We start from the raw sequence: 25,329 nt of genomic DNA, 5'->3' as shown, positions 1-25,329 counted from the left end.
CGTGGCAGGGCAGTAAGCGACCGAGGGCATCATGCTGCGTGGTCTTGATATCCGCGACCTTCTGATCATTGACCGGCTGGAACTTGAGTTTCAGCCGGGTCTGAATGTGTTGACCGGGGAAACCGGGGCGGGCAAATCCATCTTGCTGGACAGTCTTGGCTTCGTGCTGGGGTGGCGCGGGCGTGCGGATCTCGTGCGCGCCGGGGCCGAACAAGGCGAAGTCACAGCAGTGTTCGATCTTCCAGATGGCCACCCAGCCCGTGTGGTGCTGGACGACGCTGGCTTCCCGGTCGAGGACGAGCTGGTCCTGCGTCGGGTGAATCGTGCTGATGGGCGCAAGACGGCGTGGGTCAACGACCGTCGTGCCTCTGGCGAAGTTCTGCGCGCGCTTTCCGATACGCTGGTCGAACTGCACGGGCAGCAGGATGATCGCGGATTGTTGAACCCGCGTGTGCACCGGAAACTTCTGGATGAATTTGGCGGGCTGGGCTCGCAGGTTGACACGACGCGCACAGCTTGGCGCGACCTGTCGCGTGCAGCAACGGCACTGGATCAGGCGCGCACCGATCTGGCGGCCGCACAGGCCGAGGAAGAGTTTCTGCGCCACGCGGTTGCAGAGCTGGATGCGCTTGCCCCAGAACCGGGCGAAGACGCCGAACTGGACAGCCGACGCCGATTGATGCAAGCCGCCGAGCGTATCGGCGAGGACATCACCAAAGCGCATCAGGCCTTGTCGTCGGGCGAGGGGGCCGAGGCGCGGATGGGCGACGCGTTGCGCTGGTTGGAAGGCGTCGCCGATCAGGCGGGGGATACGCTGGATCCGCCAATCTCGGCGCTTGGGCGTGCTTTGGCAGAACTGGGCGATGCGGTGCAGGGGGTCGAGACTGCATTGGACACACTGACCTTCAACCCGCACGAGCTGGAAACCGTAGAAGAACGACTGTTCGCGATCCGCGCGATGGCCCGTAAACATCAGGTGGCCCCGGATGAATTGGGGGGATTTGCCGAAGATCTGCGCGCGCGGCTTGACGCGTTGGATGCAGGTGCCGATGCGATTGCCGGGTTGGAACGCGATATGGCCACTGCGCAAAGCCACTACGACAATGCCGCAGCTTCTTTGACGCGGTCCCGGTCATTGGCCGCGACCGCACTGGACAATTCGATGTCGGGCGAACTTGCCCCGCTGAAGATGGAACGCGCTGTCTTCACCACTCAGATCACGCGGTCGGAGGCTGGTCCCGACGGGTGCGATCAAGTGACATTCACCGTCGCAACCAACCCCGGCGCGCCGTCGGGCCCGTTGAACAAGATCGCCTCGGGCGGAGAACTCAGCCGGTTCCTGTTGGCGTTGAAAGTGTGCCTGACCCGCGAAACAGATGGGCTTACCTTGATCTTTGACGAAATTGACCGCGGTGTGGGCGGGGCCACAGCTGATGCGGTTGGGCGACGTTTGGCGTCCTTGTCACAAGGCGGGCAGGTTCTGGTTGTCACGCACAGCCCGCAGGTGGCGGCATTGGGCGATCATCACTGGCAAGTTCAGAAATCCGTGTCGCAGGGCATGACATTGACTACGGTTAGCCCCTTGGACAGCACTGCCCGCATCGACGAAGTGGCGCGCATGATCTCGGGTGATACGATCACTGATGCGGGCCGCGCCGCCGCGCGCGAACTTCTGGGCGGCTAGGCTGCGTTACCCTTGCGGTATAAGCTTGCCGGGGTTCAGAATACCCTTGGGGTCCAGCGCCAGTTTGATATCCCCCATGACCGACCAGGCTGAACCGTGCTCTGCCTCCATCAGCCCCAGTTTGCCCATACCAATCCCATGTTCGCCGGTGATTGTGCCGCCCATTTCTAGGGCGCGGGTGCTCATCCGGGCTGCAAGGTCTTTGGCTATGCTTTTCTCGGCATCGTTGCCGTCTTCGATCAACAAAGCTGCGTGAAAATTTCCGTCCCCCACATGCCCAAGGATCGGCCCCATCAAGCCGGACGCTGCAATGTCGGCCTGTGTCTCGGTGATGGCTTGGGCCAGTTTTGAAATCGGCACACAGATGTCCGTAACCACGGCGCGCGCACCCGGGCGCAGCGCCAGCACCGCATAATACGCGTGGTGGCGGATCTTCCACAGCGCATTGCGATCTTCGGTGCGTGTCGCGTGTTCGTATCCCGTGGCGCCAAAATCCGAGGCAGTTTCACCAAAGGCTTCACTGGCTTCGGTTACAACGGTGGGACTTCCGTGAAACTCAACCAGCAGATGCGGGCATTCAGGCATGTCGGTCCCGGCATAGCCGTTGAATGCGCGCGCAGTGTCGGCGTCCACGAATTCAATCCGCGCCACGGGAATGCCCATTTGGATTACCTGTTGCACCGCCCCCACAGCAGACGACATGTCAGGAAAAGCGCAAATGCCCGCGCTTATCTGTTCCGGCACACCGTGCAGCCGCAAGGTCAGTTCGGTGATGATGCCAAGCGTGCCTTCCGACCCCAGAAACAGCGCGGTCAGATCATAGCCCGACGCAGATTTTGCCGCGCGTGACCCGGTCTTGATGACACGCCCATCCGCAAGCACCACGGTCAGGCCCATCACATTGTCGCGCATCGACCCATAGCGCACCGTGGTTGTTCCAGATGCCCGCGTCGCCGCCATTCCGCCGATCGAGGCATTGGCCCCCGGATCAACCGGAAAGAATACGCCCAACGTGCGCAGTTCGTGATTTAGATCTTCGCGGGTCACGCCGGGTTGCACCACCGCAAGCATGTCGCCCGGATCGACCGAAAGCATGCGGTTCATTCGCGACGTGTCGATGCACAGTCCACCCATCGGCGCGCTGGTATGGCCTTCCAATGACGTGCCTGCGCCATAGGGAATGACCGGCACACTGGCCGCATGGCACAGTCGCAGAATATTGCTGACCTCGTCGGTGGTTTCAGGCCAAGCCACCGCATCGGGCGGAGCCGGTTCAAAATGGCTTTCGGAACCGCCATGATGCGACAGATCGGACTTGGAGCGGCTGAGTCGATCGCCTAGCATGGACGAAAGCTCGGTAAACACGGTGTCGATGGTCATCCCATCCTCCCCAGCAAAGCCGGAACAACTTATGGTAAATGCGTGATCTTGGGAAGGGCCGCGCGGGCGGGGGACGATGCCTAGACGGCTAAAATTGTTTCTATATCGCTCTAGGCGGGATTTGCGAAAGCGGACCTCTACCGGCTGGCATATTCTGCTCGAGAAAGGACCTAGCCAGGTGCAATTCTGGCTGATCGCACTGGTGATCGGGATTGCGTCCGGATTTGCGGCGCTGGGGTTTCGAAAGGGAATCGAAACGCTTCAGGCGGCGCTGTATGGCACCGACGATCTGGCGCATCTGCACAGTTTTGCGGGTACGCTTCCGTGGTATTGGGTGCTTTTGCTGCCCGCTTTCGGCGGGTTGGTTGTGGGCATCATCCTGAACTGGTTCACCCATGACGGACGTGTGCGCGCGGTGGCTGATGTGATCGAGGGCGCTGCCCTATGGGAGGGCCGCGTCGAAAAACGCGCGGGGCTTGGATCGGCGCTGGCCTCTCTGATCACGCTTTCAACCGGAGGATCGTCTGGTCGTGAAGGTCCCGTGGTGCATTTGGCGGCTGTCATTTCAAGCTGGGTGTCCGCCCGGATCAAGGCAGACGGCGTAACTGGGCGCGATCTTCTGGGCTGTGCGGTCGCGGCGGCAGTATCGGCCAGCTTCAACGCCCCGATCGCAGGCGCGCTGTTTGCGCTTGAGGTCGTGTTGCGCCACTTCGCCGTACACGCTTTTGCGCCGATTGCCATCGCGTCGGTTGCGGGCACAGTGATCAACCGTATCGAATATGGTGACGTCACCGAATTCATCCTGCCCGCTGAAGGTTCGCTTGCCTTCTATGTCGAACTGCCCGCCTTTTTGCTTCTGGGGCTGGTGTGCGGCGTGGTCGCCGTCATCCTGATGCGATCTATTTTCTGGGCCGAAGATGTCGGCGATTCTCTTCAGAGGTCTTTGCGCCTGCCCAAAGTGCTGCGCCCGGCCTTCGCGGGGCTGATCCTTGGGGCCATGGCCATCTGGTATCCGCATATCATCGGTGTGGGCTATGAAACCACATCTGTTGCCCTGACTGGCGGACTGGGACTGCAACTGGCAATTACATTTGTTGTGGTCAAGGTTGCCGCCGTCGCGATTACCATGGCCGGACGCATGGGGGGCGGAGTATTCTCACCGGCCCTGATGGTCGGAGCTTTGACCGGGTTGGCCTTCGGGATCGTGGCAACTGCTGTGTTCCCCGACGTATCAGGATCCGAGACTCTCTATGCGCTGGCGGGCATGGGGGCGGTTGCAGCGGCGGTGCTGGGCGCACCGATTTCGACCACGTTGATTGTGTTTGAACTGACCGGTGATTGGCAAACCGGAATCGCCGTGATGGCCGCAGTGTCACTGTCCACAGCGCTGGCCAGCCGCTGGGTGGACCGGTCATTCTTCCTGACCCAACTTGAACGGCGCGATGTGCATCTGGCCGCAGGACCGCAAGCTTATCTTTTGTCCACCGTTCGCGTTGCCTCGGTCATGCGAACCGTTGATCACGAACGGGCGGCAAACGAAAAACAGTGTTGGGAGCTGATTGAGCAGGGCGTGTACATCGACGGCAACGCCACTCTAGAGGCCGTGATGCCGATGTTTGAAACATCCGCCGCGCGGTTCGTACCGGTGGTCACGTTGGGCAGCGAGGGGGATCCACCCGAGCTTTGGGGGGCGGTGTTCCAAGTGGATGCGTTGAAAGCGTTCAACCGCGCGCTGGCCGAAACCGCGGCGGAAGAACACAGCTAGACTGCACCGGTTTAGCCGGCCAAAGCCCGGCTGAGCGCGCAGAAATCTTCAATGCTGATCTCTTCGGCGCGCGAGGTGGGTTTGATCCCAACCGAGGTCAACACGTCCTCGATATTCGGATGCAGCCCTTTCAAAGACGCGCGCAGCATCTTGCGGCGCTGGCCAAATGCCTTGGCCACAAGCGCTTGCAGCTTGTCCGCGTCCGCCGGAAAACGTGGTTCGGGCAGGGCGTCGAAATGCACCACGGCGGAATGGATCTTGGGCGGCGGCGTGAAGGCCTCGGGCGGCAGTTCCATCACCACGCGCGGGGTCGTGCGCCATTGCGACAGCACTGCCAGACGGCCATATTTCTTTGATCCCGGCTGGGCGACGATACGTTCGGCGACCTCTTTCTGGAACATCAAAGTCAGGCTGTCCCAGACCGGCGGCCAGCGGGGTGGGGTCAACCAGCGCACCAGAAGCTCGGTGCCAACGTTATAGGGCAGGTTGGCCACGATGCGGATCGGCGGGGTCAGATGCTCCAGCGGATCAAGGTCGAGCGCGTCGGCGTTGATCACCTGAAGCCGGTCAGGATAGACCGCCTGTATCTCGGCCAGAGGGGCCATTGCGCGGCTGTCTTTTTCCACTGCCAGCACTTTGCGTGCGCCTTCGACTAACAATCCGCGCGTCAACCCGCCGGGGCCGGGGCCGATTTCCAGTATGTCGGAGTTACTCAGATCCCCCGCCTGTCGCGCGATCTTGGCGGTCAGGTTCAGATCCAACAAAAAGTTCTGTCCCAGTGATTTCTTGGCCACCAAACCATGGGTAGATATCACCTCGCGCAGGGGGGGTAATCCGTCGATCTGACTCATATGGCACGCTCCTGCCGGACGCGGCTCATCTGATGTGCCATGCGCAGGGCGGCGATCAGAGAGCTAGGGTCCGCCTTGCCAGTGCCCGCGATGTCAAACGCGGTGCCGTGGTCGGGCGAGGTGCGCACGAAGGGCAGGCCCAGCGTGACATTCACGCCACCGGCAAAGTCGATGGTCTTGATCGGGATCAGCGCCTGATCGTGATACATGCAGACCGCAGCGTCATAGCCTGCACGCGCGGCGGCGTGGAACATCGTGTCCGCCGATTGCGGCCCGATCAGCTCCAGCCCCTCGGCCCGCAGATTGTCTAGAAGCGGGGTAATCATCTCGATCTCTTCCATCCCCATCGCGCCGCCTTCACCCGCATGGGGATTCAAACCAGCCACGGCGATGCGCGGATTTTCAATGGCGAAGTCGTGGATAAGGGCTGCATGGGTTGTTCGAATGACTTGCGCCAAAAGGTCAGGCGTGAGCGCATCCGACACGTCCGACAAAGCAATATGGATGGTGGCGGGCACAACACGCAGACCTTCACAGGCCAACATCATCACCACATTGGCCCCGCCCGCCAGGTGGGACAGAAATTCTGTATGACCGGGGAAGGCAAAACCGGCGCCATCCTTCAGAGCCTTCTTGTGGATCGGATTGGTGCAGACTGCCGAAGCGTTGCCTGCGCGCGTCAGTTCCACCGCCCGTTGGATCACCGTGATCACATGCTGAGCATGGTCTGCCTGGGGGGCGCCGGGGCGGCGAGCGCTGCCGAAATCGTGGCGCAGCACCGGCAAGCTGGATGCGGTTAACGCTTCGGCGGGCGCAGAGATTTCGGTGAATTCGGTGCCGGGCGGCAGGTGCGACGGATCACCGATCAGAAAAAACGGCACCTTATCCTTCAACGCTTTGAAGGCAGGGCCGGTTATGTCAGGGCCAATGCCAGCCGGTTCACCAATGGTCAACGCCACCGGTGCCAAATGGTCCACAGACGGCGTTCGTGCGATCATTGACCGCTGTAATCTTCGATATAAGCTGCGGCCTTCAGCTCATCCAGATAGGCATTGGCAAAGCTTTGCAGACGCTGGTTTTGTAACCGCAGTTTGATGTCTTCTCGGCTGACCTCTTCTGGCAGATCACGAGTGCGCGAACACAGCATCAGGAACACAAGGTTCTGACCCGAAGCCGAGGTCAGGTTGGTCGATACTTCGCCTTCGTCCAGTTTAGCCAGTTCCAGTGCATAGTTGGTGGGGATCTGACCGATGGGAAGGGATTCGCGTTGCAGTTGCTCGGGCGTCGCATCCCGGACGATACCATAAAGGTCGTCGCACGTATCAGCTTTCGCGCGGATCTTCGCAGCCTCGCCAAGCGCGGTCTCAGACCGTCCACCGGGCAGGAACAGGGTGGCATAATCCACGGTCACGTCTTTTGGTTGAGGAGCGTCGATTTCCTCAATCGCACGCATCTGAAAGATCGCCACGCCGTTTTTGACCGGGATCGGGTCACTGACATGACCCGGTGCCAGCGGCAGAATCTGTGCAGCGACGGCAGGTGGCAGGTTGGAGAGATCCATCCATTGCAACCGTCCCGAACGCCCACGCGAAGGCGCCACGGAATACTGCCGTGCAGCCGAGGCAAACGCGGGCAGGGTGGTGATCTCGCTCAGTTCCGAGGCACGGGCATTCGACACCTGCAACTGCGCTGGGGTCTGGGCGGGCAAGATAATCTCGGATAAGAGTACACGCACGCCTTGGCCGGGGCGGGTCAAAGCCAGTTGGCGATCCACCTCATCGTCCGAGACCTGAACGCGTCCGGCCCAACGGGCGCGCACAACGCCGCGCCAGGCAATCCCGCCGGATACGAAGTCGCGGAAAGTTTCAGGCGCGATACCGGCCTGAGCAATGATCTTGTTGAAGGTTTCAATATCCAAATTGAACCGGCCGGTGAATTCTTCCATCCCGGCAAGAATTTCTTCAGCAGTGGGTTTCACATCCGCGTTTTCGGCAGCTTGGCGTTGCAAGGCTTCGTTGGTCAACTGATCCATCGCCAGTTCGCGAAGGTTGCCGGGTGCTTTCAGTATGGTCAGAAACGCCATGCGTTGTGACAGTTCATAAGCGGTTATTACCCGGTCGTTGATTTTCTTTACCGGGGCGAACAGATCTTGCGCGACTGCCGGTGCCGCACCGAAGGAAGTCACGACAAGCAGTCCGGCCACCAAACTCGCCGCAAGACGCTGGGTCCACCGGGGTTTCGGCAACGTGCTGGCGCGGCTGTTATTCTTGCGTTTCACCATAGTCCTGTCCGATCTGCTCATCGTCATCTCAACCTGTCATCTCATTTATCGGTTCCGGTCAGCCGCTGCATTTATGGGCCGTTTTACCCCGTGCGCCGCCGAAACCCGTCAGTTCAACCTTGAAGCCGAAATCCGTTGTTGGCGTCACATTAATGGAGGATGTGAAACGACGCGAGAGGGAAAGGTCCACAAAAAGGCATTCATTTTGATAGCGCAGCCCCAATCCGGCCCGTGTAGCTTGTTGTGCCTCAAGATCAAAGCTGCCATCGGCCGACACGCGCCAGAAGTCGCTGATCTGATAAGCGCCGTCCAGCCGCAATTCGTGGGTCGGGTCAGGGCGGTTTTCAGCAGTGTCTTCGATCACCCAGATATGGGCGGCACTAATCTCGAAGTCCTCGGCCAGATAGGCGGCGCGCGTTTCCGACTTGGTCACGCCGAAATCGTTGTTCAGAAGCGCGCGGCCCTGAAGTGCGAACCGCCCACCAAGGTTTACATGCGCGCCCAACAGCCAGTCCGAACTGTCCCCTGCCAACCCCGATGCATCGGTGAACTGGTCGAACCCGCTTTCACGGAACACCCGACCGGCGGCCAGCGTAAAGGCCCAGCCTGAGGGTGAGTGGCGTGTCCAGCTTAACCCGACCGCTGCACGCGCGCCATCTTCGCGCTGGTCATAACCGGGAAACCGGTTCAGATCGAACAGATTGGCCTCGTCAAACTCGACAAACACGCTGTCTTCATTGGGGATATCGGCCCCGACCTGTTTGGACCATGCGATATGGGCGACGGGTTCCAGAATATCGACCGCCCCCGATGCCGCCACGCGCGACATGGGCCATCGAAGAGTCACACCGGCAGAGGGCGCCGCAAAACTCTGTTCAGATTCAAACCGGCTGTCTTGTTCGATCCAGTAAACATTGGCATCCACGCCCGCTTCGGCTTCGATCACCAGACCAGCGGGGCCGATCCAGCTGCGGGTCCAGCCTATCCCAGCCCCCAATCGCGCCATGTCGCGGCCAAGAATATCCTCACTGCTTTCGCGAAAATGCGCCTGCCATGACAGATTGCCGCGCACTTCACCGCCCAGCCAGTTCGGAAAGAAGCGGCGTTCATAGAAGGTGTCGATCTGCGCAAAGGGCAGTTGGTCCGATATCGGCAATTCGGATTCACGCAACGTGTCATAGCGGGTGATGCCCCCGAACACGAACTCGTCCCGTCGTGCCCGCATCACGTTGATCGCGTTGCGCAGTCGGTCCTGATCGGAATAGCCGTAATCAAGCAAATAAGCGGGGTCCGAGACCTCTTGCAGTTCAAACGAAAGCGTATAGTCGCGAGGCAGATTAAATTTACCCTCGCCAAAGACGTAGTATCGCGTCTGGTTGGGCAGAACGTTGTCCCGACTGACTGCGCCGGAAAACTCGATGTCCCCCGCCTGGAACGCCTGACGATACCGCAACTCAAGCGTGGTCGTCTTGGCGGCCAGAAACGGGGACAAGGTCAGGTCCGCATGATCACCCAGGCGCAAAAAGAATGGGGTGACCACACCGACGCCAAGCGTCGATGTGGTGCGAATGCGAGGGGGCAGGAACCCAGTGGCGCGCTTTAGGGTGGGGTCGGGCAGACGCAATCGTGGCAGATAGAAAACTGGAACGTCGGCGATGCGAAGCTGTGCGCCATGAAAATACAATTGCCGGGCTTTTTCGTCATGCACCACGCGTTCGGCCCGGATCTGCCACAGCGGCACTGGGTTGGTTTTGCACACGTGGCAGGACGAGGCCGCAACGCGGGTCATTTGCGTATAGCGGTCATTCACGCGATTGATCTGGGCGGCGGCAATCTGCAACTGTTCATTTAGGACAAGTCGCGCGCTTTTCAGGATGCCGTTGCGCAGATCTGACGACAACTCGGCTGCGCCAGCTATCAGGACTGTGCCGTCGGGACGGCTAATGGTGATCGGCCCTTGAATGCTGAGCTTGTCTGTCGACTTGTCATAAACCACGCGCGATGCCGTCAACCGTGTGCCTTCGTACAATACAACGACATTGCCCTGTGCAATCAACGCGCTATTGCCTTCGACACGCACGTGGTCCGCGATCAGGCTTGCCTGCCCTGCCAACGCGGGGCGCGACGTCGTGAATATCGCAGCTGCGGTGACAGCGACTCCCAACCACATCGCCAAAAGGCTTGTGCGTAGACCTGACCGAAGACCCATCATCCGTCCTCCAGATGCAACAAAAGCCCCATGGGCATCATGATTGCGGCGATGGGTGGCACCCACGCGGCCAAAAGCACCGGAATCTGACCGTTTTCACCCAGAATCTGCGCGAAATTGCGAATGAAATAGGCCCCGAAACCCATCATCAACGCCAACAAGACCATGATGCCAGTACGCCCGAACCGAGTGTGGCGCATGGTGAAGCCCGCGCCAATCAGCACCATCGCTACTAGGAAAAATGGCGTTGCAAGCTCCATATGAAACCATACTTGGTGCGCGCGGGCCGAGAATCCGGCGGCTTCCAACTGACGAATAAAGTGCGGCATGTCCCAGATCGAGATCGAGCTTGGCTTGCCGAAACTGTCCCTGATCTGCTCCTGTGTTAGGTTCGAATCCACGAGGTATTCGTCATAAGATTCGGCGTCCATCTCGGGATTGTCTGCGTTCTCAAGATCCCAGACCTTGGCCTTGGTCAACATCCATTGGCCCGGTTCCAAGCTGGCGGTTTTCGCTTCGATCCGAAGGGTGGGAAGCCCATCCGGCGCGAAAGAAAAGAAGGTTACGCCCGACAGGCTGGTGCCTTCCAGATCAGACTTTGTCGCGCGGATCACCGTCTGACCGTCCTCGTTGCCCTGTCTGAGCCACACACCCTCGGTCGAGATCGACAGGACGGATCCCCCCGTGCCTTTGTACTGTGCCGCGATGCGCTCGTATTTCTTGGACGTGGCCGCTGCTATCGGGTTACCAACAGCCACGGCCAACAAGCCGAATAGAAAAACCGTCAGCGCAGGCGAAACCAGAGTGTTCAATGCCGAACGCCCCGCGGCGCGAGTCACGACCATCTCGGAACTGCGCGCAAGGCTCAGGAACATCCACAAGGTCGCCAGTATGACGATCAGCGGCAGAATGCGGTACATCCAGACTGGTGCATTCAACAGGGTCAAACCCAGCACATTTCCAAAGCCAACGGCGGCGCTGTCAAACCGGCGCATGCTTTCCACCATGTCCAGAAGAACGAAAATCATCGCCAACACGACGAGCATGGTCAAAAAGGCAAACAAGAACCTGCGCGCGATATACAAGTGAAGTTTCATGCAACCCCTCCTGCCGGTGTCCGGGACATCTCGCGCAACGTGCGCCGCCGTCGACGCATGTCGCGTGGAGAGGGGCGGCTGGCCAAGATCAGGATCACGATGTTCAGAATGAACCCAACGCCGGTTGCGACATAGACCAACCACAACTGGCTTGCATTCCGGCGCGCCATATCCAGCATCGTGTTGTCCAACGTTTGCAGAAGCGCAACCGCGCCAAGTGCCAGCACAACCTGCCGCCACAACCCAAATCGGCTAAACCCCGCGACGATCAGCATCGAGAACCCGGTCATCGCCGTCACGATAGAGTAAAGCGCCTGTGCGTTGCGGAAGTGCCCTTCGGCGCGCAAGGCTTCGCGGGTTTCACCGGTTTCAGACAGGGTGGCGGTGGGCGGGTTCAAAAGTTCCGGCGTGTAGATCTGGGTAACGGTGCGATTGCCGCCAATCGGGCCGGTCAGAAGCGCAGAAATGTCATAGGTAAAATTCTTGAACCCCGTGGTCGACAGCCTTTGTGATTTTACATTCAGGAACTGCGCCAGCCCGTCAAACATGATCAGGCGCGGTCCGGCATCGGTGCGCAGAATCAGAGCTTTCTTGGCTGTATATGTATATTTCTGTGTGGCATCGCGTTCATCGGACAGAAAGATGTCCAATAGCTCGCCCGATGGGCTGATCTCGCGGATATAGAGGGTGACACCATCGACCGGGTGCACGAAGCTGCCTTCGGTCAGGAAACGTGCAGTGATGTTTTCGGCGATTTCGGCCTGTCGTTCGGCAAAGCGCAATTGGCTCATTGGCACAAGAACATGGGTCAGGATCAGCATGAATAATGCGGTGAAGATCCCAAAGACCAAAACAGGGCGGGCTAGCCGAAAGGGGCCAAAGCCTGCGGCTTGAGCCACGACCAGTTCGCTTTCCGAATTCAGCCGGTTCGTCACAGATACGGCCGCTGCGAAGGACGCAATCGGGATGATGAACACGATGACACCGGGCACGATCATTGCCGAGAATTCAAGAAACACCATGGCGGTTTGTCCGTTGGCGATCAGCTGATCAAATAGCTGCACTGCCCGGTTCACCCAGAAGAGCAAAACAAGCACCAGCCCGTAAAAGCCAAACAGCAAAATCAATTGCGACAGCATATAGCGGTCGAATCTGGCCACGTTACCCCCGGTGAACCCCAACATGTTGTGGGTCATTTTCTAGCCGATCCCTCCGCCGGGGAAAACTGCTATCTGGTCTTTCGGTGTGCCTCTGGCTAGGAATGGCAAAAGATTGCCTGAAAGGAATGTCCCATGACGACCCCGATCCAGCCCGTTTTTAGCGAAGTAAACCTTGATGCCATTGGCGAACACGAAGGTCGTGTGGTCGTAGTTTTGTCTGAGCCGGGCAAGCTGCACCCGGCGGCGCGACGGGTCAACAAGCTGACCCGTGGTGCGCTTCTGCGTTTCGCGGAAAGCGACGCGTTCGAGAAGATGAAAGACGGCGACACCCACGAAATGGCCTTTCCCACGGGCATGAAGGCCGAGGCTGTGCAGGTCATCCGCCTGGCCCCGCGTGCCGATATGAATATTGCTCGTAAAGCAGGTGGCGCGATTGGTAAGTCTATGACAAGCAAGGATGTTCTGGTTCTGGCCGGACCGGTCAAGCATGCCGATGACCTTGCTCTTGGGGCGGTGTTGCGCGCCTATGCGTTCACCGACCATAAGACGGACAAAGAACAAGATACCAAGCCGGGCAGCTTGACCGTGATGGTGTCGCGGGTTGATCAGTTCGAGGGGGCAGCGGATCGGATCAATGCCCAAAGCGACGGGGTCTTTTTCACCCGTGATCTGGTGAACGAGCCCGCCAATGTGTTGACCACCACCGAGTTTGCCGACCGCCTCGTGGCGCTGAAAAAACTTGGGGTGAAGGTCAAGGTGCTGGAAGAAGACGCGCTTGAGAAACTTGGGATGCGTGCGCTTCTGGCCGTTGGGCAAGGGTCGGAATCCCCGTCGAAAGTGGTCGTGATGGAATGGATGGGAGGCGAAAAGGACGTCGCCCCCTTGGCACTGGTCGGGAAGGGAGTCGTTTTTGATACCGGCGGCATCAGCCTGAAACCCGGCGCAGGTATGGAAGACATGACCATGGATATGGGCGGCGCTGGCACCGTATCGGGCGTCATGAAAACGCTGGCCACCCGCAAGGCAAAAGCCAACGTGGTCGGGCTGGTCGGTCTGGTGGAAAACATGCCCGATGGCCGTGCACAACGCCCTGGCGACATCGTGGCCTCGATGAAGGGCGACACGATCGAAGTGATCAACACCGACGCTGAAGGGCGGCTCGTCCTGTGTGACCTCATGTGGTACACTCAGGAGGAATACAAACCGGCTGGCATGATCGACCTGGCCACCCTGACCGGGGCGATCATCATCGGGCTGGGGCACGAAAACACCGGTGTCTTCTCGAATGATGACACCTTGTGTGATGGACTGCTGGACGCTGCGAAGGCCGAAGGAGAAGGCGCGTGGCGGATGCCGATGGGGCCGGGCTATGATCAGCTGATCAAGTCGAACAAGGCCGACATCAAAAATGTTGGTGGCCGCGCTGCGGGCTCGATCACGGCCGCCCAGTTCCTTGGCCGGTTCGTCAAGGAAGGTCAGCCTTGGATTCACCTTGATATTGCAGGGACGGCGCAAGTGGCTCAGGACGGTCCGTTGTGGCCCAAAGGTGCGACCGGCTGGGGTGTTCTGGCTCTGAACCGTCTGGTGCAGGACATGTTCGAGGCTGAGTAATGTCGGACTCGGCAAGCAACACCCCAGACGAGCAAAGCGCGCCAGCGGAGAAGATCGGCGAGGTCTTTTTCTATCACATGACGCGCAGTCCGCTTGAGGCAACTTTGCCGGTACTTTTGCAAAGATCGCTGGAGGCAGGTTGGAAAATCTGCCTTCGCGGCACCGACCCGAAGCGGATGGACTGGCTGGACGAACGGCTTTGGACCACCACGGATGACGGGTTTTTGCCACATGGCCAATCAGGTGGGCCGCATGACGCGGATCAGCCTGTCTTGCTGACCACGGACACAGAGATAACAAATCAGGCGGACGCACTGATCGTGGTCGATGGGGCGGTTATAGACACCAACGAAATGGCAGGGTTGACGCGCGTCAGCATCCTGTTCGATGGCAACGACGCAGATGCAGTGGCCCATGCGCGCACCCAGTGGAAAGACGTGGTTGCCGCGGGCTTGACTGCGAAATACTGGAGTCAGGAAAGCGGGCGATGGGAGATGAATGCAAGCTCGTAAGCTTTTGATTGCGATGCGTTTCTAGACTGTTAGTCGCCGCGTGTCAGGATCAGCTTGTCCCGCTCAATCTCGATCTTCTCAAACCGTTGCAGATAGTCGTTTCCGAGGAGCGATCCCGGCATTTCGCCGTCGTTTACCCAAACTTCAACACCGAAATCCTCGATACCCAGAAGCTCGACCCGAGCGATGCGGGCGGGCGCCGTGCGCACCGGGCCATTTGCGCTCATCGCACGACCGAAAAAGCGCAACGCGTCCATCTGCACACCAGCGCGTTCCGCATCTTCCTTGGTCAGAACGATCTGACTGGCCCCGGTGTCGACAACAAACTCTATCGGCTGACCATTCATCAGTAACGTGGCATAGAAATGGCCGTCATGCGCCCGCGGCAACTCGATCTGTCCGGTTTCCTGCACCACGCTTTGGCGCGGCGTGATGTCGTTTCGGATATCCTGCCAAAGCCCGACACCCGCCATCGCGCCGACGAAAATCAGGCCCCAAATCAGGGCGTGGCGAAAAGTTTGCCCGATGTTTTTCCGGTTCTCGGCGACGAAATACCCGCCCACCGCCACCAGCAGCAAGGTCAGATAAATCGCGCGTGCATAATCGTCGCCGGTCATTCTTGTCTCCCAAACCCCTTACCGAAAGATATAGGAACGGCAGGCGCAGTTGTCACCGGGGCACGAAAGATCATCCCATCAGGCCAAAATCCCGCAGCCCTTCCAAAATGAACTGAACGGCCAAAGCGGACAGAAGCATACCCAAAAGCCGGGTGACAACCTTGATGCCTGTTTCGCGCAGGACATGTTCCAACAGGGATGCGGCGTTGAACAGGATAAACGCGATCAACAACACCACTGCCATCACAGCAATCGCCAGGGCAATGCCGGTAAATCCGTCACCTTGGCCTGATAGCAGGATCACGGTTGCAATCGATCCCGGTCCGGCCATGATTGGGATCGCCAATGGAAAGACCGAAGGGTCGTCCTGGCTGTCGACACCATCTTCCGACTGGTCTTTACGTCGCGCTGTGCGGCGTTCAAACACCATGTCCAGCGCCAACAGCAACAGCAGAATACCGCCCGAAATACGGAAAGCAGGCATCGAGATGCCAAGGAAGTTCAAAACATTTTCGCCCAGAAATGCGAATAGGATCAGCAAGATTCCAGCGGTTCCACAGGCCCGCAGGGCGATGCCTCGTCGTTCACGCGTGGATCTGCCTTGCGTTAGCGCCATGAACAATGGCGAGATACCAATCGGATCCATCACCACGAACAGCGTCACAAACGCGGGTACAAATAGATCAAGATCCATGTTTAACCTTCTGCTTTCTCAAGCTTATCCTGGGCGCGAAGCCACAGTTCTTCGGCCCGATCCAACGCTTCGTGAACTTCGGCGTGCTTTTTTTGCCAAACCACCACCTCGTCCTTACGCTCTGGTTCGTAGATCTCAGGATCCCCCAGTTTGGCATCCAGCTTGTCGCGCATTGCTTCCAGTTTTTCGACCCGAGCCTCGGCTTTGCGCAAGTCGGCGCGCAGGGCCAGAATCGTGTCCCGGTCGGCGCGTTTCGGTTTGGTGGGTGCAGGCTTGGTTTTGGCAGGCTTCTTATCGTCGTCGGACGATAGAAGCATCTTGCGATAATCCTCAAGATCGCCCTCATATGGCGCGACACCGCCGTCATTTACCAGCCACAACCGATCTGCCACTAGGCCCAACAAATGCATGTCATGACTTACCAGAACGACCGCGCCGGAATAGGCTGTCAGCGCCTCGACCAATGCCTCGCGGCTTTCGATATCAAGGTGGTTGGTCGGTTCATCCAAAATCAACAGATGCGGCGCGTCCAGAGTGGCCAGAAGCAACGTCAGCCGCGCCTTTTGTCCACCCGACAGCCGGGCAACCACAGTCTCTGCTTGATCCGCGCCCAGACCAAACCCTGCCAAACGTGCTCTGTGACGCCCCGGCAATTCGTTGGGTCGCAGTCGTCGCAAATGCTCGACCGGGGTTTCATCCTCATACAACTCGTCCATTTGATGCTGCGCGAAATACCCGATGCGCAGCTTCGAGGATTTGGTCATTTTTCCGGTCATCAGGGGCAGACGATCCGACAGCAGTTTCGACAAGGTCGATTTGCCCTGACCGTTCTTGCCCAGAAGCGCGATCCGGTCGTCCTGATCAATCCGCAGATCCATTCGTGACAGAACCGTTGTGTCGCCATACCCGCAAGATGCGCCTTCCATGTTGATGATCGGCGGCGACAACTCTTCAGGTTCCGGGAAGCTGAACGCCTTCAACGCGGCCTCTTGCGGCGTCGTAATGGTCTTGAGCTTCTCGATCATCTTCAGACGCGATTGCGCCTGCACGGCTTTTGATGCTTTCGCCCGGAATCGATCCACGAAACTTTGCAGATGTGCGCGTCGCGCCTCGACCTTCTTGTTTTCACTTTCGGCGACTGCCAAACGCGCGGCGCGGGTCTCGGCAAACCGATCATAAGCGCCCTGATACAGCGTCAGCTTGCGGTCTTCCAAATGCAGGATTGCGCCGACCGAACGGTTCAAAAGCCCGCGGTCGTGGCTGATGATCAGGACCGTATGTGGATATTTTGTCAGGTATTGTTCCAGCCACAACGCACCCTCAAGATCCAGATAGTTGGTCGGTTCGTCCAGCAACAAAAGGTCCGGTTCGGAAAACAACACCGCCGCGAGCGCGACCCGCATGCGCCACCCGCCCGAGAAATCGGCGCAGGGCAGGGCGTGCTCATGATCGTCAAACCCCAATCCCTTCAGGATCGCAGACGCGCGCGCCTCTGCGCTCCAGGCGTCAATATCGGCAAGACGTGTCTGGATATCGGCGATCCGGTGGGCGTCGGTGGCGGTCTCTGCCTCCGCCATCAATGCTGCCCGTTCGGTATCCGCCGCCAGCACGGTGTTCAGCAGCGAGGTCTGCGAGGCTGGGACTTCCTGCGCCACACCGCCAATCCGCGCGCCTTTGGGAACCGAGATTTCACCCGATTCCAAGGCCAGTTCGCCCCGGATCAGTCGAAACAGCGTCGTCTTGCCCGTGCCATTGCGACCGACAAGACCGACTTTATGACCATCCGGGATAGCCGCGATTGCACCGTCGAACAATGGGCGGCCCTCAACGGCATAAGTGATATCTGAAATCTTTAGCATGTTGTCTCATGTGCCTGAGCCGCGCGCGGGCGTCAATCGCTGTCACGCACGGTTAGGACAGGTCACAATCGACGCTTCCCAAATCCTTGATCCCATGTTACGGGACGCGCAAATGACACGCGCGCGGGTGCTGCCATGGGGCAGGGGTCCCGTTGCCCAACCGTAAAAAGGGACCGACATGGCCATTCAACGCACATTCTCGATCATCAAGCCCGATGCCACCAAACGCAACCTGACCGGCGCAATCAACGCCAAGATCGAAGCCGCAGGCCTGCGCATCATCGCGCAGAAACGCATCCACATGACCCAGAAACAAGCCGAAACCTTCTATGGCGTCCATAAAGAGCGCCCCTTCTTCGGTGAACTGGTCGAATTCATGATCTCTGAACCGGTTGTTGTTCAGGTTCTGGAAGGCGAAAACGCGATCAAAGCCTACCGTGACGTCATGGGCGCCACCAACCCGGCAGACGCAGACGAAGGCACAATCCGCAAGGAATTCGCCCAGTCGGTTGGCGAAAACTCGGTGCACGGCTCAGACGCCCCAGAAACCGCCGCTGAAGAAATCGCTTACTTCTTCTCGGGTCTGGAACTGGTTGGCTAAGCCATCAGGTTTTTGAAATTGGAAGGGCCGTTCGGGGAAACTCGGGTGGCCTTTTCAGTTTACCCAAGCCGTTTTTTCTTCTGGCCGAAAGTATCCCGGCGTAAGCGGCCACGCCGCGAGGGGCAGCGCCTCTCAGGCTCACATTGTGAGCCACCGGATTAGATATCGCTCTGCCTCGGAAGACCGATCTCGTTTAAGATGGCTTCCATCTTATCTTCCAACGGGGTGTTCGCACGGGTCTCGGCCTTGATTGCATTAAACCGCGCTCGCAACTCGATTTTCTCCTTGCCTTTGCAGTCATTCCAAGGCCGACCCTGCAGCCCCATGACCATGGCATAATATCCGATGAAATGGGGACGAGAGCCTGCGGCCAGAAGGCGGCGATAAGCCTCATCCGCGCCCAGCTCCCGCAATTCATCTGCCGAGTGGATGCCTGCCCGGGCAAACCCCGCATCCGAGGCGGGCCCAAGATTGCGTATGGACGATACAGGATCAGTCATGATCCTAACTTAAGCGTGTTGTCCGACCGTGAAAACCGTCAGATACTGGCCCAGTCCGTGAACACCACGGCGGGTGTCTCCGGTTCCTCGGTCTTTGATCTGTCGGTTTTCGGCGGTGTTTGTTGTCGAAGATAACGAACGACGCGCTTTGGTGTTTTAATCTGTTTATTCTGTGACTTATATACCATTACCCCACTCCAGCTATTGCGGTTCGCGCCTGAATATGACGCACCATTTTCCCCACCAGAGACCTTTCGGTATTCACATGTTAACAGATTATGAACGGGGAGTGGCGACTAAATATTTCACAATTGTGTTGTCTATTGAAATATTGTGGCGTCAGAGTCACAGGCAGAGCGGCCATCAGCCCTTCAACAAGTGCGCAATTACTGCCTACACAGGATGCCGAACAGGCCTAAGGCGCTATTTGATCACCTTCACTTTTTTGATCTGAGACGGTGTTTCCCTGGCCGAATGAACCAGTTTTACGAGTTCACCTCGTAGGACTACCCACTTACTGCGCCGTGTCCGCGGGCTAGCAAGCCCCATTGGCTTCAAGCTTTGAATAGTTGCGAGGGACACGTATGCCCCTGTTTCTAGGGACTTCAGATGGGTAGCTTGAGAATTTGGCTCCGGCGGTAGGGATCGAACCTACGACCAATTGATTAACAGTTGTTTTACTCGCGAAAACATAGATTCACATTGCGCAACAAATAATGTATGTAATCCAGTAGATAAGCGTTGATATGTGAACATAGTTGATCATTAAAATGCGCCCAAACGCACATGATTCCTGAGCCTGAAATGAGCCTAAAATGAAACTCCGTCTGACTGACTTGGCCGTGAAGAAGCTCCCATTCGCATCTAATGGGCAGGTGACCTACTGGGATGAACTGACGCCAAACTTTGGAATTCGTTGTTCAACTCGCAGCAAGTCGTATGTCGTGCTTCTGGGTGAGAAACGAAGGCGAAAGACCTTGGGGCGTTACCCAGAACTCTCACTAGCGAATGCTCGCAAGCAGGCCAAACTGCTTCTCTCAACTCAAGCCTTGGAGCCCAGTAAGACCCCGGAACATGAATGCCAGACCGTGATTGAGGCTTATCTTTCAGATTGCGAAAGCAGAGTGCGTCCCACCACCATGAAGGGTTACAATCTATACTTGCGCGGGATTTCTTTTGCAGGCCCCATCAGCAAGATTACTGGGAATGATGTTCTAATAAAGATTGCCAAGCAAACCCAAAGTCCATCCAGTCAGAATTATGCCTTCACCACTTTCAAGGTGTTTTTCAACTGGGCTGTTCGCCGAGGGTATCTAACCAGTAACCCACTTTCGCCTCATAGGCGCCCGCACCGCATGACACCGAGAGAACGCGTTTTGAACGACGATGAGTTGAGGGCACTGCTTTTCTTCTGCCGTGAAAACACGGATCGGTTTGGCCAGATTGTCCAACTCCTTGTTTTTACAGGACAACGAAAAGGAGAGATTGCCAATCTGGAGTGGCAAGACATCGATCGAAAACGGCTGATACTCCCAGGGCGCAAAACTAAAAACAAGCGAGAACATGTTTTGCCACTTGGAAAAAATGCGCTTGATTTGATCAGCCAAGTAGAAGGAGGCGCAACCTACGTCTTTGGTACTACGGCTGACGATAAGCCGTTCAATGGGTTTGGAAAATCTACCAGGCGAATGTTGTCGGAAACCGGGCTGTCACATTTTACTCTTCATGATCTTCGGCGAACATTTGCGACGATCCACGCAAAAATTGGGACACCCGTCCATGTCACAGAGAAACTGTTAAATCACACATCCGGAACGATCAGCGGTGTCGCTGCAGTTTATAATCGACATTCGTACCAGCAGGAAATGCAGGCGGCGGTTGCCGAATATGACAAGTACATTGCTAGGTTAAACTCGGCCTAATATACTCGGGCTGCCTAGGCTTTGGTCTACTCTTGAGCATAGCAATGCTCTTCACTCTTGGAGGCATCGCTATGAGGATACCTACAAACCGCCAACTCAGCGGTTTATCCTCTACTTTTTTTGCCTCGAGATGCCGGGTTTTGGGGGCATCATTTCGATCTGAACAAAAAGCTTCAGATTTCCAAAATGGTCAACTTGTTCCTAACGACTAAAAAAACCCCTCTATTGCTATGTTGTCACGTGTGTAAGGGACCGGGGCGGCAAACTCGTGGAAAATGCCGTACGGCTGTCCGAATTCCAACCCCTCAATGCGGACTGGTTCCTCGAACCGGTCTCGGATACTAAATCGAAAACTGCAGCTATTTTCATAGCATATTGCCTCACGAAATAGAGATGACTTGCCCAAAGAAAATAACCCACTGTCGAAGGTTACATTGGTAATTGCTCTGTTGTCTTTGGTTTCATAGATATAGACAAACTCACTGGACCCAAAGGCCTCTGAAATAGAGTAAGATTTCTGGATGAACTCTTCTACTTTCGCCCTGACCATTGGCGCATTCTCGAAATCTGCTCCAAGCCCAAACTCAGGCAACGATACGAAGTCACTCTCATCGGGTTTGGTGGAAAAGTTCCAGTACTTTCCAAGAAACCCAATCGTATCTTGTTTGAAAGAGTTATCGAAGTCGGATCCAAATTCGTTCACCGAACGTATTCCTTGGATACGATTCGACCAGGTCCAATCGGTGCTTCCTGTGTTCCAAGGGAACAGACCTAAGGCATCACTCTGTAATAGCTCCGCTGGCATCGAATATGGTACCCCTAGCCAAGACACTTCCTGACGGTTCAAAACTGCGACATTCTGATCCAGGTTTTGGTAGCCAAAAAACTCAAGTGTAGACTTCGTAACACTGCGAACAAACTCGTAGACACCAGTCGCGGCTAAAGAAGTGGTGTCACTTGTGATCGATGGAGGCAATTCGGCTGTAGCTCGTGACGTGCTAATTTCGGCTTCCTCTCCGGGGTGAGGTCCACAATTCAGTACGGCCAGGCAGATGTAACCTTTTGGGTCCAGGTTTCCTTTCGAGTCGAAATCAATGTCAACTTCCAGGGCATCAGCTGCTTCTTCCGACAAAACCAGTTGAACCGGAATATTGCTAAACGGAATTCTCATACCATCGACCGCAAACAGTTCGCTGATTAAGAGTGTTGCGAAGGCAGTATCGATCATCTCGCGCGCTTTCGGCAATGTATCGACTTCAACGGAGGACCTCCAGAACGAAAGTTTCATCTTTTAGAGCTGTGTAGAAACCTCTCATGACCGGCTGGACAGGATCAAGTACGCGTCGGTAAACGCGCCTAGGAACCAGATTTCGCTCAGCGAACAACCAGGTTTCTACGGGGTCTACAATCGCATCATCCAAAATGAGAAACAAAGCTGAGTTCAAAGCAAGTGTGGCATTAACCCTCAATAACCCAACACGATTCACATCTCGACTGACTTGAAAAGTGATGCAGTTTTCTGAGGTACCCTGCACCCCGAGTGCAATTCTCTTTTTGTCTTGGTCGAAGTAGAGACAGCGCTTTCCTGAACTCGCAGTTTCGAACCAAACGATCGCTTGGAAATGGTTTGATCTGGGCATTCCGCTGTTTTTCGCACCTTGAAGAGTGACAAAAAAGTCCGCAGCGAAAGCTCCATGTAGGGTTTCATTCGCAAAGAAGTTTTTCACGTTGGCGCCGGAGTTGCCTGCATTCCAAAGAGTGTAGGCTTCAACAGGAACGTTGTTTGTTTCCAAGCCCAATTCCTTGTCATATTCCGCAATAACGCTTCGCAGTCTGCTACTCACTTCTCTGGACGAACGGTCTAGAACCTGTGCAATCTGTCTCTGGGATTGGATTTCCCACTCACGATCAATGGTCAGCCGCGGCAATAGGTTCGCGTTTGGTGGCGGGGTGAGTGACACTAAATCCAGTTGGAGAAAGGTATTTCTGACAAAGTCTCGTTGCTTAGTATCCAGCCATTTCTGATCATGCATAAGATTCGCTAAGTCGAATATTTCGGGGAAATTTCGAGTTGGAAGTTTCCGGTTGGCTATAACGCCACATAGACCACTATCCCTGTTCCTTCGATACCCCGGAAACCTTCGAGTAGAGTAACTTAAGAGAGGTCTATCGAAATCAACAACAAAGCGATTACTTGAGATGGGTTGAACCAAATCCGACCATCGGCGTCTTGGGTTTGGACTTGGGTTTTCAAAAAAGTTAACTCTCTGTAGAGCTGAATGGTAGAGCTCGATGTCGAATGGTTTGACGGGAAAAAGTTCCCAATAAAGGCATTTGGCAAATTGACTGAACAACTCAACCCGAGAGTCCAATTCGAACTGCATTGAAAGCGCAATACTGTCTAGGAACTTTTGATCTGCCGTGGGGAAAGCCGATTTAATTTCGTTTGCCACTTTCCCAACGCCACCGTAACGGATTTTAAATGCGCTAATTTGCTCTAATACGTACTGTTCAATGATTCCGTTTTTATCACTTGTGTTGGTACCATAGTTGGCGACAGATGGAGACCTGTCATTATCCAGTCTGCTGATGCTATACAGCAATTCTGAAATCATATTGAGCGATAGCTTTCGCGCCATCAATTTGGTTCTCAGCGAGCTTAATTCATTCGCTAAGGTTCTGACAGAAACGTCTTCGGGAGTGTCATACACAGCTGAAAGGAATTTCAAGAACGAACGGTCTAGTGCGTCTCGGATTTCTGAGTCTTCAAGGATTTCAAGATAGGACAATATCGTATCGACATTTTCAATCGTCATCTCTAGTTCTTCTGGCTTTGTTCCGCTCCTTATCAGGAACTTGCCAGCAGAGTGGTCATACCATTCAAACATCATCACCCAAGGAACAATCGCGGGCGTCGAGAAGAGTTTTGAATCAGTGACTGTTGGAGTTCCTTTCCAAATCTCCTTCAGATGTGAGATGAGGCAGTTGCGAATGAGAAATTCTTCAAACGGGTCAGATGCTTCAAACTGCTTTCGTTGTAAGGAGGCCAAGCTACTGAAAGGTAGGTCTTCAGAATCTAGGGCTATCCAGATTGACGCTTCATGATCGACTAAAGCAGCAGCCCATGAATTGAAACCATCGTCCGCCCAGTTAGAAGTAGTGAAGAAATCGTCAGCCACGTTGCTAATGAGTGACAATCTTGGATACCTTTTCCTCAAATTGGCTGAGCAAAAAATCTCCCGACTGCTTCTTGCTCGAGTAAACCGAGGTGCATCGAAGGCATTTCGAATTTTTTCCCAGCCTAGAATTTCATCGAGAAGGTGATATTTACTGGTTCTCTGAGATTCTGAAATCGTCGGTTCATTTTCTAACCAACTATTTTGGGTATCTTCCGTAGAAAGGTTCCAATCAAATGTGTCTAGAGGTGTTTCATCTATTGCTGATCTGGGAACAACCTGAAAGTAGGGCTGATGAAAAACCTCCAAAAAATCAGGTGACTGTAGAGGCGATCGCTCCATTGCTGTTGGGAGTAAAAATAAGTGCTCGGCCAAATTTCCTGGAATGAGATAGGATGCAGGGTGGTCCATTGTGGGGAAAGGCGTACTGTAGAGCAGCTGACCGATTTTTGGCTTAGTCGCACTTCGGGTCGTAGTAGAGTTATGATACAAGAACTCAACAGCAATGTCCGCAAACGCCGGGGTTTGAAAACACGATCCTGCAACAACTGAAAAAATAAGAGTTGCTGTCTTTTCGAACATCGCTCCACCTCCTGAAACGGGTAGCGTGACGATCCAATTAGCTTTTTAACATATCATCTTTTCCCTGATATGTCAGTGATTGGGCTTTCCTTCAGTTTTTGATCGCCCTCTTTTGTAGCAAATGTTGACAAGATGTTCCGATGCATCAAGTGAATTACTAGGTTTCCGACCCCCTTGATCCAAGGGCTATTCGCGATATTCTTCGTGTGCCTAGGCGTTTGTCAAACCTAGGGCATCGCGATGCTCTTCAATCATGGAGACATCGTGATGAGGATACTTTCAAAGCGCCAGCTCAAGGAGCTGGTCCTATACTCGCCGCAACACATCGCGCGGCTGGAAAAGGCAGGCCAATTCCCTAAGCGGGTACAGCTGGGCCCGAACAGAGTGGGATGGGTCGAGTGTGAGGTGCTGGACTGGCTTCAGCAACGGCTGGATAGTCGCGAAGAACCCAAACGACACTCCTGATACAGGAGCTGGGTGACCGGGCGTGCACAGTCCGGTCACCCTTTTTGGTAAATGGATTCAATTGCTAGTTGCTAATCTCTTCCCACTAGGTCACTTTGCTATTAACTGAACAAAAATATACAATGAAATCATGACTGAAGCACAAAAACAGCGGCTCGAGCAGCAACTCTGGAACATCGCCAACGAACTCCGTGGGAAGATGGATGCCGATGAGTTTCGCGATTACATTCTCGGGTTCATTTTTTACAAGTACCTATCCGAAAAACAGCACCTCTTCGGGAACAAGCTTCTCGAAACCGAGGACGTGAAGGACTACGCAAAAGTAACCGACCAGGACGACATTGAGGCGATCAAAGAATAATC

21 protein-coding genes are annotated in these 25,329 nt (G+C 55.9%); 8 read left to right on the top strand and 13 right to left on the bottom strand.

From position 1 onward, the window contains the following. Positions 1-31: 31 nt before the first annotated feature. Positions 32-1,684 (top strand): DNA repair protein RecN, encoded by a 1,653-nt coding sequence (recN, locus tag MWU51_RS07580; protein ID WP_247036060.1) that lies wholly within the window; start codon positions 32-34, stop codon positions 1,682-1,684. A 6-nt stretch (positions 1,685-1,690) separates the two neighbouring features. On the opposite strand, the gene MWU51_RS07575 is transcribed toward recN, so the two are convergent. Next, positions 1,691-3,064: an FAD-linked oxidase C-terminal domain-containing protein gene (locus MWU51_RS07575; protein WP_247036059.1), complete on the bottom strand. Its 1,374-nt coding sequence runs from the start codon at positions 3,062-3,064 to the stop codon at positions 1,691-1,693. A gap of 76 nt (positions 3,065-3,140) precedes the next feature. Between MWU51_RS07575 and MWU51_RS07570 the strand changes: the two genes are divergently transcribed. Continuing rightward, positions 3,141-4,829: a chloride channel protein gene (locus tag MWU51_RS07570; protein WP_247036058.1), complete on the top strand. Its 1,689-nt coding sequence runs from the start codon at positions 3,141-3,143 to the stop codon at positions 4,827-4,829. A gap of 11 nt (positions 4,830-4,840) precedes the next feature. On the opposite strand, the gene rsmA is transcribed toward MWU51_RS07570, so the two are convergent. From rsmA to lptF, 6 genes are read right to left on the bottom strand one after another with little or no spacing between them, the layout of a single operon-like run. Further along, positions 4,841-5,680: a 16S rRNA (adenine(1518)-N(6)/adenine(1519)-N(6))-dimethyltransferase RsmA gene (rsmA, locus tag MWU51_RS07565; protein WP_247036057.1), complete on the bottom strand. Its 840-nt coding sequence runs from the start codon at positions 5,678-5,680 to the stop codon at positions 4,841-4,843. Then, positions 5,677-6,678, bottom strand: a complete 1,002-nt coding sequence (gene pdxA, locus MWU51_RS07560) for a 4-hydroxythreonine-4-phosphate dehydrogenase PdxA (protein WP_247036056.1) — start codon at positions 6,676-6,678, stop codon at positions 5,677-5,679. The genes rsmA and pdxA overlap by 4 nt, the downstream gene beginning before the upstream one ends. Beyond that, complete coding sequence (locus MWU51_RS07555) at positions 6,675-7,961, bottom strand: peptidylprolyl isomerase (protein ID WP_247036054.1); 1,287 nt, start codon at positions 7,959-7,961, stop codon at positions 6,675-6,677. Before MWU51_RS07555 ends, pdxA begins: the two co-directional genes overlap by 4 nt. Before the next feature lie 58 nt (positions 7,962-8,019). Then, entirely contained in the window at positions 8,020-10,173 is a 2,154-nt protein-coding gene (gene lptD, locus MWU51_RS07550; protein WP_247036052.1) for an LPS assembly protein LptD, read from the bottom strand. After that, entirely contained in the window at positions 10,170-11,267 is a 1,098-nt protein-coding gene (gene lptG / locus MWU51_RS07545; RefSeq protein ID WP_247036044.1) for an LPS export ABC transporter permease LptG, read from the bottom strand. The genes lptD and lptG overlap by 4 nt, the downstream gene beginning before the upstream one ends. Continuing rightward, positions 11,264-12,463, bottom strand: a complete 1,200-nt coding sequence (gene lptF, locus MWU51_RS07540; RefSeq protein WP_247036042.1) for an LPS export ABC transporter permease LptF — start codon at positions 12,461-12,463, stop codon at positions 11,264-11,266. Before lptF ends, lptG begins: the two co-directional genes overlap by 4 nt. A gap of 96 nt (positions 12,464-12,559) precedes the next feature. On the opposite strand from lptF, the gene MWU51_RS07535 reads away from it, so the two are divergent. Then, positions 12,560-14,038 carry a leucyl aminopeptidase gene (locus tag MWU51_RS07535; protein ID WP_247036040.1) on the top strand — a complete coding sequence of 493 codons (1,479 nt, stop codon included), beginning with the start codon at positions 12,560-12,562 and terminating at the stop codon, positions 14,036-14,038. Positions 14,039-14,091: 53 nt separating this feature from the next. Continuing rightward, positions 14,092-14,550, top strand: a complete 459-nt coding sequence (locus tag MWU51_RS07530; RefSeq protein ID WP_247038760.1) for a DNA polymerase III subunit chi — start codon at positions 14,092-14,094, stop codon at positions 14,548-14,550. Between the two features lie 29 nt (positions 14,551-14,579). On the opposite strand, the gene MWU51_RS07525 is transcribed toward MWU51_RS07530, so the two are convergent. From MWU51_RS07525 to MWU51_RS07515, 3 genes are all read right to left on the bottom strand, one after another. After that, positions 14,580-15,167 (bottom strand): TIGR02281 family clan AA aspartic protease, encoded by a 588-nt coding sequence (locus MWU51_RS07525; RefSeq protein ID WP_247036038.1) that lies wholly within the window; start codon positions 15,165-15,167, stop codon positions 14,580-14,582. 70 nt (positions 15,168-15,237) lie between these two features. Then, entirely contained in the window at positions 15,238-15,861 is a 624-nt protein-coding gene (locus MWU51_RS07520) for a MarC family protein (protein WP_247036036.1), read from the bottom strand. Positions 15,862-15,863: 2 nt separating this feature from the next. After that, positions 15,864-17,720: an ABC-F family ATP-binding cassette domain-containing protein gene (locus MWU51_RS07515; RefSeq protein ID WP_247036034.1), complete on the bottom strand. Its 1,857-nt coding sequence runs from the start codon at positions 17,718-17,720 to the stop codon at positions 15,864-15,866. 178 nt (positions 17,721-17,898) lie between these two features. Between MWU51_RS07515 and ndk the strand changes: the two genes are divergently transcribed. Next, positions 17,899-18,321 (top strand): nucleoside-diphosphate kinase, encoded by a 423-nt coding sequence (gene ndk, locus MWU51_RS07510; RefSeq protein ID WP_247036032.1) that lies wholly within the window; start codon positions 17,899-17,901, stop codon positions 18,319-18,321. 158 nt (positions 18,322-18,479) lie between these two features. On the opposite strand, the gene MWU51_RS07505 is transcribed toward ndk, so the two are convergent. Then, a complete protein-coding gene (locus MWU51_RS07505; protein ID WP_247036030.1) occupies positions 18,480-18,821 on the bottom strand; it encodes a TfoX/Sxy family protein in 342 nt (113 codons plus the stop codon). A gap of 815 nt (positions 18,822-19,636) precedes the next feature. On the opposite strand from MWU51_RS07505, the gene MWU51_RS07500 reads away from it, so the two are divergent. After that, positions 19,637-20,743: a site-specific integrase gene (locus MWU51_RS07500; RefSeq protein ID WP_247036028.1), complete on the top strand. Its 1,107-nt coding sequence runs from the start codon at positions 19,637-19,639 to the stop codon at positions 20,741-20,743. 208 nt (positions 20,744-20,951) lie between these two features. On the opposite strand, the gene MWU51_RS07495 is transcribed toward MWU51_RS07500, so the two are convergent. After that, on the bottom strand, positions 20,952-21,971 hold the full coding sequence (locus MWU51_RS07495; protein WP_247036026.1) for a hypothetical protein: 1,020 nt from the start codon (positions 21,969-21,971) through the stop codon (positions 20,952-20,954). A 28-nt stretch (positions 21,972-21,999) separates the two neighbouring features. Continuing rightward, positions 22,000-24,501, bottom strand: coding sequence for a hypothetical protein (locus MWU51_RS07490; protein WP_247036023.1), 2,502 nt, complete (start codon positions 24,499-24,501; stop codon positions 22,000-22,002). A gap of 240 nt (positions 24,502-24,741) precedes the next feature. On the opposite strand from MWU51_RS07490, the gene MWU51_RS07485 reads away from it, so the two are divergent. Further along, a complete protein-coding gene (locus MWU51_RS07485) occupies positions 24,742-24,966 on the top strand; it encodes an AlpA family phage regulatory protein (protein WP_348646721.1) in 225 nt (74 codons plus the stop codon). Between the two features lie 130 nt (positions 24,967-25,096). Beyond that, positions 25,097-25,327 (top strand): type I restriction-modification system subunit M N-terminal domain-containing protein, encoded by a 231-nt coding sequence (locus MWU51_RS07480; RefSeq protein ID WP_247036021.1) that lies wholly within the window; start codon positions 25,097-25,099, stop codon positions 25,325-25,327. Positions 25,328-25,329 lie beyond the last annotated feature (2 nt).

It is taken from the genome of Aliiroseovarius sp. F47248L, from assembly GCF_023016085.1.
In the GTDB taxonomy this organism is placed as follows: Bacteria; Pseudomonadota; Alphaproteobacteria; order Rhodobacterales; family Rhodobacteraceae; genus Aliiroseovarius.
The sequence above is the reverse complement of the archived record's forward strand: the minus strand, read 5'-3'. Positions and strand labels throughout refer to the sequence as shown.